This window comes from Streptomyces sp. SID12488 (assembly GCF_010548275.1).
Classification (GTDB): domain Bacteria; phylum Actinomycetota; class Actinomycetes; order Streptomycetales; family Streptomycetaceae; genus Streptomyces.
On record NZ_JAAGLT010000033.1, the window covers coordinates 19,699 to 32,151 of the forward strand.

At 71.4% G+C, this 12,453-nt stretch carries 12 protein-coding genes; 4 read left to right on the forward strand and 8 right to left on the reverse strand.

Features of this window, described 5'->3' with window-relative positions; translation table 11 throughout:
• Positions 1–98 precede the first annotated feature (98 nt).
• On the forward strand, positions 99–1,322 hold the full coding sequence (locus G3I56_RS35270) for a sensor histidine kinase (protein WP_164416294.1): 1,224 nt from the start codon (positions 99–101) through the stop codon (positions 1,320–1,322).
• Positions 1,319–2,002, forward strand: a complete 684-nt coding sequence (locus tag G3I56_RS35275; protein ID WP_164416296.1) for a response regulator transcription factor — start codon at positions 1,319–1,321, stop codon at positions 2,000–2,002. Before G3I56_RS35270 ends, G3I56_RS35275 begins: the two co-directional genes overlap by 4 nt.
• Before the next feature lie 301 nt (positions 2,003–2,303).
• Here the strand turns inward: G3I56_RS35275 and G3I56_RS35280 are convergent, their stop codons facing one another.
• From G3I56_RS35280 to G3I56_RS35290, 3 genes are read right to left on the reverse strand one after another with little or no spacing between them, the layout of a single operon-like run.
• Positions 2,304–3,536 (reverse strand): cation:proton antiporter, encoded by a 1,233-nt coding sequence (locus G3I56_RS35280; RefSeq protein ID WP_164416298.1) that lies wholly within the window; start codon positions 3,534–3,536, stop codon positions 2,304–2,306.
• A gap of 7 nt (positions 3,537–3,543) precedes the next feature.
• The gene (locus tag G3I56_RS35285; protein WP_164416300.1) at positions 3,544–4,029 is read right to left on the reverse strand and encodes a TrkA C-terminal domain-containing protein; all 486 of its coding nucleotides are present in this window, start codon (positions 4,027–4,029) and stop codon (positions 3,544–3,546) included.
• A 44-nt stretch (positions 4,030–4,073) separates the two neighbouring features.
• A complete protein-coding gene (locus G3I56_RS35290; protein ID WP_203691421.1) occupies positions 4,074–4,604 on the reverse strand; it encodes a DinB family protein in 531 nt (176 codons plus the stop codon).
• A gap of 163 nt (positions 4,605–4,767) precedes the next feature.
• Here G3I56_RS35290 and G3I56_RS35295 point away from each other — a divergent pair, with 163 nt between their 5' ends.
• Complete coding sequence (locus tag G3I56_RS35295) at positions 4,768–5,757, forward strand: LLM class flavin-dependent oxidoreductase (protein ID WP_343240145.1); 990 nt, start codon at positions 4,768–4,770, stop codon at positions 5,755–5,757.
• A gap of 108 nt (positions 5,758–5,865) precedes the next feature.
• Here the strand turns inward: G3I56_RS35295 and G3I56_RS35300 are convergent, their stop codons facing one another.
• From G3I56_RS35300 to G3I56_RS35320, 5 genes are all read right to left on the reverse strand, one after another.
• Positions 5,866–6,696, reverse strand: a complete 831-nt coding sequence (locus G3I56_RS35300) for a lysophospholipid acyltransferase family protein (RefSeq protein ID WP_164416304.1) — start codon at positions 6,694–6,696, stop codon at positions 5,866–5,868.
• Positions 6,696–7,469, reverse strand: coding sequence for a GNAT family N-acyltransferase (locus G3I56_RS35305; protein ID WP_164416306.1), 774 nt, complete (start codon positions 7,467–7,469; stop codon positions 6,696–6,698). Before G3I56_RS35305 ends, G3I56_RS35300 begins: the two co-directional genes overlap by 1 nt.
• Positions 7,470–7,687: 218 nt before the next feature.
• Complete coding sequence (locus G3I56_RS35310; RefSeq protein ID WP_164416308.1) at positions 7,688–8,437, reverse strand: succinate dehydrogenase/fumarate reductase iron-sulfur subunit; 750 nt, start codon at positions 8,435–8,437, stop codon at positions 7,688–7,690.
• Positions 8,434–10,395 (reverse strand): fumarate reductase/succinate dehydrogenase flavoprotein subunit, encoded by a 1,962-nt coding sequence (locus tag G3I56_RS35315; RefSeq protein ID WP_164416310.1) that lies wholly within the window; start codon positions 10,393–10,395, stop codon positions 8,434–8,436. Before G3I56_RS35315 ends, G3I56_RS35310 begins: the two co-directional genes overlap by 4 nt.
• Before the next feature lies 1 nt (position 10,396).
• The gene (locus G3I56_RS35320; RefSeq protein WP_164416422.1) at positions 10,397–11,068 is read right to left on the reverse strand and encodes a succinate dehydrogenase; all 672 of its coding nucleotides are present in this window, start codon (positions 11,066–11,068) and stop codon (positions 10,397–10,399) included.
• 130 nt (positions 11,069–11,198) lie between these two features.
• On the opposite strand from G3I56_RS35320, the gene G3I56_RS35325 reads away from it, so the two are divergent.
• Complete coding sequence (locus G3I56_RS35325; RefSeq protein ID WP_164416312.1) at positions 11,199–12,083, forward strand: LysR substrate-binding domain-containing protein; 885 nt, start codon at positions 11,199–11,201, stop codon at positions 12,081–12,083.
• The last annotated feature ends 370 nt before the right edge of the window (positions 12,084–12,453 follow it).

Below are 12,453 nucleotides of genomic sequence, written 5' to 3' on the forward strand. Positions count from 1 at the left end.
TGAGGGCCGCCCGTGCTGGACACACGGGCGGCCCTCGCCGGACGTCGTGACGCGCTGTCGTGGACCATGGGTCCACACCCTTCGACCGGAGAGAGCCGATGAGCATCGACATCGAGCGTCACATCGCGGACCATCCCCGTGTCGTCGACACGGTGACCGTCGTGACGCTGTTCGTCCTCTTCCTGGTCGGCGCCCGGATCAGCCTGCCCGGCGCCACCCAGCGCGAGGCCCTGTGGCCCGCCGTTGTCATCGCCGTCAACGCGTGCGCGGGCGTGCTGCTGCGCCGCAGCCATCCGCGTACGGCCGTCGTCGTGACCACGGTCTGTGCCATGACGGCGAGTGCGCTGGGCTATCTGCTCACCGTGCTGATGCTGGCCCCCGCCATGGTGGCGATCTACTGGCTGGCGGTCCTCACCGACCGGCGGACGACCCGCTACTACTGCGTCGGAGTGATCGTCATGCTGGTGGCCACGGCCACGATCCTCGACCCGGTCGACCACCCGCTCGTCCTCAAGACGGTCGCCCCCGTCGCCTATGTACTCCTCCCGGTCGCCACCGGCAGTGCGCGACGCATGCGCCGCGCCTATCTGGACGCCGTGCACGCCCGGGCCGAGCACGCCGAGCGGACCCGCGAGGAGGAGGCCCGCCACCGGGTGACCGAGGAGCGCATGCGCATCGCCCGGGAGCTGCACGACGTCGTCGCCCACCATCTGGCCCTGGCCAACGCCCAGGCGACCACCGCCGCGCATCTCGCGCGCAGCAACCCCGAGCAGACCCGCCGGATGCTCAACGACCTCACCGGCACCACCTCCTCGGCGCTGCGCGAGCTCAAGGCCACCGTCGGTCTGCTGCGCCACGCCGACGACGTCGACACCCCCCTGGAACCGGCCCCCGGGCTCTCCCGGCTCCCCGAGCTGATCGACACGGTCCAGTCCGCCGGGGTCGGTGTCACCCTCACCACGCAGGGCAAGGAGCGCCCGCTGTCCCCGGGGGTGGACCTGACGGCGTTCCGGATCGTGCAGGAAGCGCTCACCAACATCACCAAGCACGCCGTCGGAGCGACGGCATGCGTGCGGCTCGCGTACTCGGCGGACCGGCTGAGCATCACGGTCACCAACAACGCCATCGCCACCGCCACGGTCCTCGCCGGCCCCGCCGTAGCAGTGCCGGCGCGCGGTTTCGGTCTCATCGGGATGCGGGAGCGCGCCCAGTCCGTCGGCGGCGACCTGGAGGCAGGACACCGCCCGGAGGGCGGCTTCGAGGTCTCCACCGCGCTGCCCCTCTACCCCCAGCCCTCGGAAGAAGAAGAGCGCACCCCATGACCATTCGCGTCCTGCTCGCCGACGACCAGGCACTGCTCCGGGCGACGTTCCGGATCCTGATCGACTCCGAGGCCGACATGACGGTGATCGGTGAGGCCACCGACGGCCGGGAGGCGGTCGAGGCGACCCGCGCCCACCTCCCCGACGTGGTCCTCATGGACATCCGGATGCCCGGCACCGACGGGCTGGCCGCCACCGCCGCGATCTGCGCCGACCCGGAACTGTCCGCGACGCGTGTGCTGATCCTGACGACGTTCGAGACGGACGAGTACGTGGCCCAGGCGCTGCGGGCCGGCGCCAGCGGTTTCCTCGGCAAGGACGTCACCGCAGAGGCGCTGCTCGCCGGCATCCGCACGGTGGCCTCCGGTGAGTCCCTCCTCTCCCCCAACGCCACCCGCACCCTCATCACCCGCTTCCTCAACTCCCCTGCTCCGGGAATGCAGTTGGCGACCCCGGAGGCGCTCGCCGCGCTCACCACCCGGGAACGGGAGGTGATGTGCCTGGCGGCCGAGGGCGGGTCGAACGACGAGATCGCGGAGAAGCTGTACGTCAGCCCACTGACCGTCCGTACTCACGTACACCGCGCGATGACGAAGCTGGGCGCCCGCGACCGGGCCCAACTGGTCGTCATCGCCTACCAGTCGGGGCTGGTGCGGGCCCTGCCGCCGCAGGCGTCGTGAGACGCGGGACGACAGGGTCCCCGTTCCGGTTCGCTCCGCTGGGCCGCGGCGACGGAGTCCGCCGGTTGCCTCCCCCTGCCACGGCGGGCGGCGAACCGACCGGCCGTGGCCGTCCCCACGGCGCGGACGCCGATCACAACGAGGCTGCCGCCGGGCTGGGCGGCTTCGCCGGGATGCCCGTCAGTCGCCGACAGCCGTCGGCTGCACCGTCTCGTCCGTCGGTGCCGTGGCCGCCCCCACGGCGCGGACGCCGATCACAACGAGGCTGCCGCCGGGCTGGGCGGCTTCGCCGGGATGCCCGTCAGTCGCCGACAGCCGTCGGCTGCACCGTCTCGTCCGTCGGTGCCGTGGCCGCCGCCCCTGGGCGGGCGCGGCCGGCTCGCCACGCGCCGACCCTTGCGGCCAGCGGCTCGGTCCAGCGGGCGGTGAGCGGGCCGGCGACGACCAGGATCAGGACGTACGCCGTGGCCAGCGGGCCGAGGTCGGACTCGATGCCGGCGGTGACCGCGAGGCCCGCGATGACGATGGAGAACTCACCGCGGGCGACGAGCGCGCCGCCCGCCCGCCAGCGGCCCTTGACCGAGACTCCGGCGCGGCGGGCCGCCCAGTAACCGGTGGCGATCTTGGTGCCCGCCGTGACGACGGCCAGGGCGAGGGCAGGCAGCAGCACGGGCGGGATGCTGGCCGGGTCGGTGTGCAGCCCGAAGAAGACGAAGAAGATGGCCGCGAACAGGTCCCTGAGCGGACTGAGCAGGGTGTGCGCGCCCTCCGCGACCTCCCCCGACAGTGCGATCCCGACGAGGAACGCCCCGACGGCGGCGGACACCTGGAGCTCCTGGGCGATGCCCGCGACGAGGATGGTCAGGCCGAGGACGACCAGCAGCAGCTTCTCGGGGTCGTCGCTGGAGACGAAGCGGGAGATGACCCGGCCGAAGCGGACGGCCACGAACAGCACCAGTCCGGCGGCGCCCAGCGCGATCGCCAGCGTCACACTGCCCGCCGCGAGCGAGACACCGGCCACCAGCGCGGTGACGATCGGCAGGTAGACCGCCATCGCCAGGTCTTCCAGGACCAGGATGCTGAGGATCACCGGGGTCTCGCGGTTGCCGACGCGGCCCAGGTCGCCCAGCACCTTGGCGATGACACCGGAGGACGAGATCCAGGTGACCCCGGCGAGCACGACGGCGGCGACCGGGCCCCAGCCCAGCAGCAGTGCGGCGGCGGCACCCGGGAGCGCGTTCAGGGTGAAGTCCACCAGGCCGGACGGGTAGTGGGACTTGAGGTTGGAGACGAGGTCGCTGGCCGTGTACTCGAGGCCGAGCATCAGCAGCAGCAGGATGACGCCGATCTCGGCGCCGGTGGCGATGAACTCCTCGCTCGCGCCGAGCGGCAGCAGCCCGCCCTTGCCGAAGGCGAGACCGGCGAGCAGATAGAGGGGAATCGGGGAGAAGCTGAGCCGGGCGGCCATCCGGCCGAGCAGCCCGAGAGCGAGGATGACGGCGCCGAACTCGATCAGCAGGACCTGGGAGTGCATGGCGCTCTCACTCCCGTCCGAGTATCGCCGCGGCGGCGTCGACGCCCTCACGGGTGCCGATCACGATGATGACGTCCCCGCCGGCCAGCCGGAAGGCGGGCGTCGGGGAGGGGATCGCCTCGGCCCGCCGCAGCACGGCGACCACGGAAGCGCCGGTCTCCGTCCGCATTTTCGTCTCCCCGAGCACCCGTCCGTTCCAGCGCGAGCCGGCGGCCACCTCCACCCGCTCCGCCACCAGCCCCAGCGGCGTCGTGGACAGCAGACTGGAGCTGTGGTGCGAGGGACTCAGCGCGTCGATCAGCGAGGCGGCCTCGGGCGCGGTCAGCCGCAGCGACTGGGCGCACGAGTCCGGATCGTCGTCCCGGTACAGGCTCACGGTTCGGCCGCCGTCGCGGTGGGCCACCACCGACAGATGCCGTTGCTCACGCGTGACGAGGTCGTACTGAACTCCTATGCCCGGCAACGGAGTAGCCCGCAGGCGTGGCGCAGACACGTTGAATCCCCTTACTGGTCGGTTGACTCGAACCCTTGCGGGGCTCAGGCCCCGGTGGCCCCGTCGACGAGTTCGCGCAGGAGGTCGGCGTGGCCGTTGTGGCGGGCGTACTCCTCGATCATGTGCACCATGATCCAGCGCAGCGACAGCCCCTGGGTGCCCGCCAGGGCCGCCTCCGCCTCCGACAGGCGGCCGGCCTCGTCCAGTGAGGCAGCGGCGGCGACCAGCTCCCTGCTCCGCGCGACCTCGGCCCGCCAGACGGCCAGCGCCTCGTCGAGCCCGCGCCCGGGGACGAGGGTGAATCCGTCGCCCTTGCCCTCAGCGTGGACGAGGGGCATGTCGAGGCCCGCAAACACCCGCTGGAACCAGTTCCGTTCCACCTCGGCCAGGTGCTGGACGAGCCCGAGCAGCGTCATCTCCGAGGGAGCCGCCGAGGCGAGCCTGGCCTGCCGGTCGTCGAGGCCCTCGCACTTGAGGGCGAGGGTGGCGCGGTGGAAGTCGAGCCAGGCGCTCAGCATGGCTCGTTCGTCGGCGTTCGCGGGAGGTATGGGGCGGCCGTCCGGTGTAGTCGACATGTACTGCACCCTTCCACAGGTGCCCGGTGGGCCGCGAGGAATACCGGCGTCCGGGAGATCGCTGACAAGGTCACAGCCGAGGACGTCCGGAGCAGCCATGCCGAGCACAGCAGATCAACCGGAGCGATCACAGCGACCGGGGCCGGAGTCAGGATCAGGATCGGTGCTGTCCGCGACCCGGTTCTCCGTGCTCGACCGGTCCCGTACCCGGGAGGGCCGCCCGGACGCCGAGGCCCTGCGGGACACGGTCGTGCTGGCCCGGGAGGCGGAACGGCTCGGCTTCCACCGGTTCTGGGTCTCCGAGCACCACGGCGTGCCCGGGGTCGCCGGTTCCGCGCCCACCGTGCTGGCCGCTGCCGTGGCAGCCGCGACCAGCACAATCCGGGTCGGCACGGGTGGAGTGATGCTGCCCAATCACCAACCCCTGGTCGTGGCCGAGCAGTTCGGGGTGCTGGAGTCCCTGTTCCCGGGCCGGATCGACATGGGGCTCGGTCGTTCGGTCGGCTTCACCGACGGGGTACGCCGGGCGCTGGGCCGCGACAAGGACGTGGCCGACGACTTCTCGGCCCAGCTCGACGAACTGCTCGGCTGGTTCGGCGGCACCTCCCCGACGGGGGTGCGTGCCCGCCCCGCCGACGGCCTCGCCGTACCGCCCTTCGTGCTCGCCATGGGCGAGGGCGCCACGATCGCCGCCCGGGCGGGCCTGCCCATGGTGATCGGCGACCTGCGCTCCCGTGAGCGGATGCTGCGCGGCATCGACACCTACCGTGCCGGTTTCCGGCCCTCGGCCTGGGCGGTCGAACCGTACGTCGTCATCTCAGGGACGGTCGCGGTGGCCGCCACCCCGGAGGAGGCCCGACGGCTCCTCGTCCCCGAGGCCTGGTCGATGGCGTACTCCCGCACCCACGGCACCTTCCCGCCGCTGCCGCCCGCCGAACGGGTCGAGTCCCGCACGATGACCGCCAAGGAACGCGGCTTCTACGAGTCCGGGCTCGCGGGCCAGCTCGCCGGTACGGCGGACGAGGTGGCCCACGAACTGGAGACGGTGATCAAGGAGACGAGCGCGCAGGAGGTCCTGGTGACGACCAGCACGTACGACCGACCTGCCCTGCTGGACTCCTACCGCCGGCTGGCGAGGCTGCTGCGCCCCTGAGAAGAGGCGGCGCAGCCCGCCCTTCTCAGGGGCGCGGGGCTGTATCGATCTGCGGCTCCGCCGCGGGGCGCGACCAGCCACGACGGACCCGCAGCCGGAAACGCACCCCTAGTTGCAGGGCGCGACCGGCCGCCTCCGGCCCTCGGCCAGCGCCAGCTGGTGTGGGCCGAGGAGCGGCGGCTGGGCCGCCCGGGCCAGGGCACGCCGGTCCCGATGGCTCCCCGGCGCTATCGCATCCCGCACCTCCACCTCCGCCACCAACCCCCGCGCCGACACCACCCGCCACACCGACGTGAGCAACGAGTCCTCGCCGACGAAGGCGGGCGCCGTGCTGGCCGCTCCTCCGGCGAGCCGGTAGTGCAGGTGCACCGGCTGGACGGGCACGCCGGCGTCCAGCGCGGCCTGGAACACCGCCCGGCGGAAGTGGCCCTGTGCCTTGCCGCACCAGGTGCTGCCCTCCGGGAAGGCGACCACCGCCGTACCCTGCCGCAGGGCGTCGGCGATCTTCGCGACGGTCACCGGCAGCGCCCGCAGCCGGTCGCGCTCGATGAACAGTGCACCGCTGCTCGCGGTCAGCACACCAGCCACCGGCCACCGCCGGATCTCGGCCTTGGCGAGCATCCTCGCCGGTCGTACGGCGGCCAGCAGCGGGATGTCCAGCCACGAGATGTGGTTGGCGACCAGCAGTACGCCCCCGGTGGGCGCGGTGGGGCCGCTCACCCGGAGCCGGACTCCCGCGGCCCGCACGATCGTGCGGGCCCACCGCCGTACCCACCCGGCGGGGATCCGCCTGCCGAGGGGGCACAGCATGATGCCGGCGAGCAGGACGACCAGGACGGTCACCAGTCGCAGCACGGCCAGGGGTACGGCCGTCACGGATCCCGTCGTCTCCACGCACGCCCTGGGGGTGCAGGGCGCGCTGGGCAGCCAGACGCTCATCAGGCCGGGACGAGGGAGAGGAAGTGCCGCAGATAGCGCTGGTTGATCCGGCGCATCGACAGCAGCACGTACAGGTCGGCGACCCCGAAGTCCGGGTCGTGGGCGGGCTCCCCGCAGACCCAGGCGCCCAGGCGGACGTAGCCGCGCAGGAGCGGGGGCAGTTCGGTGCGGCCGGCGGGACGGGGCACGCCCTCGGCGGACCAGGGCAGCAGCGGGCGCACCCGGAACTCCTCCGGGGCCAGGTGCTTGGTCCGGACGCGGTCCCAGGTGCCGGCGGCGAGGGCGCCGCCGTCGGAGAGCGGGATGGAGCAGCAGCCGGCCAGCCATTCGTGGCCCCGGTCGACCATGTAGCGGGCGATACCGGCCCAGATGAGGCCGATGACCGCGCCGTCCCGGTGGTCGGGGTGGACGCAGGAACGGCCGACCTCGACGAGGCCGGGGCGGATCGCGTCGAGCGGGGAGATGTCGAACTCGCCCTCGGAGTACAGGCGTCCGGCGATCGCAGCCCGCTCCGGGGGCAGCAGCCGGTAGGTGCCGACGACCTGGCCGGTGAACGTGTCACGGACCAGCAGGTGGTCGCAGTACGCGTCGAAGGGGTCGATGTCGAGGCCGGGCTGCGGGGAGGACAGCAGGGCGCCGAGCTCACCGGCGAAGACGTCGTGGCGCAGCCGCTGCGCGGCTCGTACGTCGTCCTCGTCGCGGGCGAGGGTGACGGTGTAGCGGGTGGGTGTGGCGGGGAGCGGAGGACGTTCGATGGTGGAAACGCCGGTCATGGCTCTCTCCTGGTCACGGGCCGGGGACGGCGAGGACTGAACTGGCCGGTCCCGTTACGTCCGGCCGTATCAGTTCTTCCGACTGCGGCTGTCCGGCGCGTGACTCTCGAAGAGCGATCGGATGTGAGCTTGTTGAATGCCAGGGGTGCCTGGCGGGACCGGGGCAGAGCACCACTCCGGTCCCGCCCGTCCGCACCTCGCCGGCGAACGTCGTGGGGTCAGCGTCCGGACACTTTGCGCGTCGCTCGCAGCCACTCCTTGTTCATCCCGGTGATGGAGACGAGGGGGATGCCCTTCGGGCAGGCGGTGGCGCACTCCCCGGCGAGGGTGCAGCCGCCGAACCCCTCCTCGTCCATCTGCGCGACCATGTCGAGCACCCGGGTCTCCCGCTCGGGCGCCCCCTGCGGCAGCACGTTCAGGTGGTTGACCTTGGCGGAGGTGAAGAGCATCGCCGCCCCGTTCGGGCAGGCGGCCACGCACGCCCCGCAGCCGATGCACTCGGCGTGCTCGAAGGCGAAGTCGGCGTCCGGTTTCGGTACGGGGGTGGCGTGGGCCTCGGGGGCGGCTCCGGTGGGGGCGGTGACGTAGCCGCCGGCCTGGATGATCCGGTCGAAGGCCGAGCGGTCGACGACGAGATCCTTCACCACCGGGAAGGCTGCGGCGCGCCACGGTTCGACGTCGATGGTGTCGCCGTCGGCGAAGGACCGCATGTGGAGCTGGCAGGTGGTGGTGCGCTCGGGCCCGTGCGCGTCGCCGTTGATGACGAGCGAGCACGCGCCGCAGATGCCCTCGCGGCAGTCGTGGTCGAAGGCGACCGGGTCGTCGCCCTTGAGGATGAGCTCCTCGTTGAGGGTGTCGAGCATCTCCAGGAAGGACATGTCGGCCGAGATGCCGTCCACCTCGTACGTGGACATGGCGCCGTCGGCGTCGGCGGCGCGCTGCCGCCAGACGCGCAGGGTGAGCTTCATGCGTAGCTCCGCTGGGTGGGGTGGACGTACTCGAAGACGAGTTCTTCCTTGTGGAGGACGGGGGCCGAGCCCGTACTTGTGAACTCCCAGGCGGCGGCGTACGAGAACTCGTCGTCCCTGCGCTCCGCCTCGCCGTCCGGGGTCTGGGACTCGTCGCGGAAGTGGCCGCCGCAGGACTCCGCGCGGTGCAGCGCGTCGAGGCACATCAGCTCGGCGAGTTCGAGGTAGTCGACGACTCGGTTGGCCTTCTCCAGCGACTGGTTGAACTCCTCGCCAGTGCCCGGGACCTTGATCCGCCGCCAGAACTCCTCGCGGATCTGCGGGATGCGGCTCAGGGCCTTGCGCAGCCCGCTGTCGCTGCGGGCCATTCCGCAGAACTCCCACATCAGTTCGCCGAGTTCACGGTGGAAGGAGTCGGGGGTGCGGTCGCCGTCGACGGAGAGGAGGAGGTTCAGCCGGTCCTCGGTCTCCGCCAACACCTCCTGTACGACCGGATGTCGGTCGTCCACGGGATCGCGGCCGGGGTGGCGGGCCAGGTAGTCGTTGATGGTGGCCGGGAGGACGAAGTAGCCGTCGGCGAGGCCCTGCATCAGCGCGGAGGCGCCGAGCCGGTTCGCGCCGTGGTCGGAGAAGTTGGCCTCGCCGATCGCGAACAGGCCGGGGACGGTGGTCTGAAGGTCGTAGTCGACCCAGAGTCCGCCCATCGTGTAGTGCACGGCGGGATAGATCCGCATGGGGACCGTGTAGGGGTCTTCGGCGGTGATCCGCGCGTACATGTCGAAGAGGTTGCCGTACTTCTCCTCGACCGCTTTCCGCCCCATCCGCCGGACGGCGTCGGCGAAGTCGAGGTAGACGCCCTGGCCGCCGGGTCCGACGCCGCGCCCCTCGTCGCAGACGTTCTTGGCGGCGCGGGAGGCGATGTCGCGCGGGACCAGGTTGCCGAAGGAGGGGTAGATACGCTCCAAGTAGTAGTCGCGCTCGTCCTCGGGGATCTCGTTCGCGGACCGTGTGTCCCCCTTGGCCTTCGGCACCCAGATCCGGCCGTCGTTGCGCAGCGACTCGCTCATCAGGGTGAGCTTGGACTGGTGGTCGCCGGTGCGCGGGATGCAGGTCGGATGGATCTGCGTGAAGCAGGGGTTGGCGAAGTGGGCGCCGCGCCGGTGGGCCCGCCAGACAGCGGTGGCGTTGGAGTTCATGGCGTTCGTGGAGAGGTAGAAGACGTTGCCGTAGCCGCCGGTGGCGAGGACGACGGCGTCCGCGAAGTGGCTGGAGATCTCCCCGGTGATCAGGTCACGGGCGACGATCCCCCGGGCCCGCCCGTCGACGACGATCAGGTCGAGCATCTCGGTGCGCGCGTGCATCTCGATGTTCCCGGCGGCGATCTGCCGACTGAGGGCCTGGTAGGCGCCGAGCAGCAGTTGCTGTCCGGTCTGGCCGCGGGCGTAGAAGGTGCGCGAGACCTGGACGCCGCCGAAGGAGCGGGTGTCGAGCAGCCCGCCGTACTCGCGGGCGAAGGGAACGCCCTGGGCGACGCACTGGTCGATGATCTCGACGGAGATCTGTGCGAGCCGGTGCACGTTGGACTCGCGCGCCCTGAAGTCGCCGCCCTTGACGGTGTCGTAGAACAGCCGGTGGACGGAGTCGCCGTCATTGCGGTAGTTCTTCGCCGCGTTGATGCCGCCCTGGGCGGCGATCGAGTGGGCGCGACGCGGGGAGTCCTGGTAGCAGAACTGGACGACGTGGTAGCCCTGTTCGGCGAGCGTGGCGCCCGCGGCACCCCCTGCCAGCCCGGTGCCCACGACGATGACGGTGTGCCCCCGCCGGTTGGCGGGGTTGACCAGCTTGGCCTCGAAACGGCGCCTGTCCCAGCGTTCGTTGACCGGTCCGGCGGGCGCCCTGTGGTCGACGAGGGGCTCACCGGTCGTGAACTCGTTGTATTCAGCGTGTTCAGCGGTCATTTCAGCTCACCACTCCGGTCATGACGCCCACGGGGACGGCGAGGAAACCGGCCGTGAGCAGCAGCGCGAGGACGTTCGCGACGGTCTTTAGGGCGCGGTCGCGGGTGCGGCTGCCGACGCCGAGGGTCTGGGCCGCGCTCCAGAAGCCGTGCCGGATGTGCAGGCCGAGGGCGAGCATCGCGACGATGTAGATGACGTTGCCGTACCAGGTGGAGAAGGTGTCGACGACGTTCTGGTAGGGGTGGCCCGGCTGGAAGCCGCCCGAGTGGACGCTGCCGGTGGTCAGGTCGAGGACGTGCCAGACGATGAACAGGCCGAGGATGGTCCCGCCCCAGCGCATGGTGCGCGTCGCGTAGCTCGTCCGCGCTTTCCTGTGGATGTACTTGCTCGGCCGGGCCCGGATGTCCCGGCGGCTGAGCTGGTAGGCGGAGGTGGCGTGGGCGACGACGGCGGCCACGAGCACGACACGAATGAGCCAGAGCGTCCACTCGTAGTGCATGAAGGGCTCGCCGACTGTGCGCAGCCAGTGGGCGTAGTGGTTGAACTCGCCGGGCCCGAAGAAGATCTTCAGGTTGCCGATCATGTGGGCGACGAGATACAGCAGCATGATCAGACCGCTCACGGCCATCACGGTCTTCTTGCCGACGGAGCTGTCCCACACCGTGCGTGCCATGGACGACCGTCGGTCCGTCCGCGTTGCCAGAGCCATGGATCTGACGCTAGGCGGCGGGACCACGATCGGTCCAAGACATGGTCCGGCTTGTTTCCATAGTCAGAGCCTATGAACCCCTTACCCTGGACGCATGCAGTTCCAGCAGCTCCAGTACTTCGTGGCGGTCGCCGAGACCCGGCACTTCACCCGCGCCGCCGATCTCGTCCATGTGGCGCAGCCGTCGCTCTCCCAGCAGATCAAGTCGCTGGAACGGGAGTTGGGGGCCGAACTGTTCCTGCGAGCGCGCGGCAACATCACCCTCACGGACGCCGGCGAGGCGCTCCTGCCACTGGCCCGGCGCATCCTGGCCGACGCGGACACGGCCCGGCACGAGGTGCAGGAGCTGGTCCAGCTCCGGTCCGGGCGGATCCGGCTGGGCGCGACGCCGAGCCTGTGCACCGGTCTGCTGCCGGACGTGCTGCGCGCCTTCCACGACCGTTATCCCGGCATCCGGCTGCTGATCGAGGAGGGCGGCTCGCACGACCTCGTACGGGAGCTGGCGCGGGGCGCCCTGGATCTGGCCCTGGTCGTCCTGCCGCTGCCGACCCCGTCCCCGGCGCTGACCACGGTGGAGATCCTGCGCGAGGATCTGGTGGTTGTGTCGTCGCCGGACGCGCCCGCGCCCGGCCGGGGCCGGCGGACCGTCCGCGTCGCCGACCTGGAGGGTGAGCGTCTGGTGATGTTCCGGCACGGCTACGACCTGCGTGAACTGACCGTGGCCGCATGCCGCTCCGCCGGGTTCGAGCCGGACTTCGCGGTGGAGGGCGGGGAGATGGACGCGGTGTTGGGGTTCGTGCGGGCGGGGCTGGGCGTGGCCGTCGTACCCCGCATGGTGGCAAGCCGGTCGGGACACGGGCTACGGGTGACGCCCCTGGCCCGGCCGGGGCTGTTCCGGGCGATCGCCCTGGCTCATCGCAGCGATGTGGCTCCGCCTCGGGCCGCTCGGGAGTTGCAGCGGATGCTGTTGGAGCGCTGACCGACGGCGTCAGCCGGTCAGCCCCCGGACCGGCACGTGACCCCAGGCCCGGTGGGCGCGTCGCGATACCGGAGGACGTGGGCCTTCTGGGCATCGACGCGGCCAGCCGCAGGGGTTGCAACTGCTCGCCAAGGAGTGCACACGAGGTCGAATTAGCTCGATCGTGTGATGGTCGGCTCCTTGGCTTGCGACGCTCTGGGCCGTTCGGGTTAGCGTGATCATGCGACCTGGGACACCGGGTACGGCGTCAGCGCGCGGGGCCCCTGCTCCACCAGAGGATGGTTCAGGGCCTCCCCGTCGCCTCTGGCCGTACCCACTCGGCCAGGTCGTGAGGGAACTGGCCTCCCGGGCCCGGACCACGCACAGGATG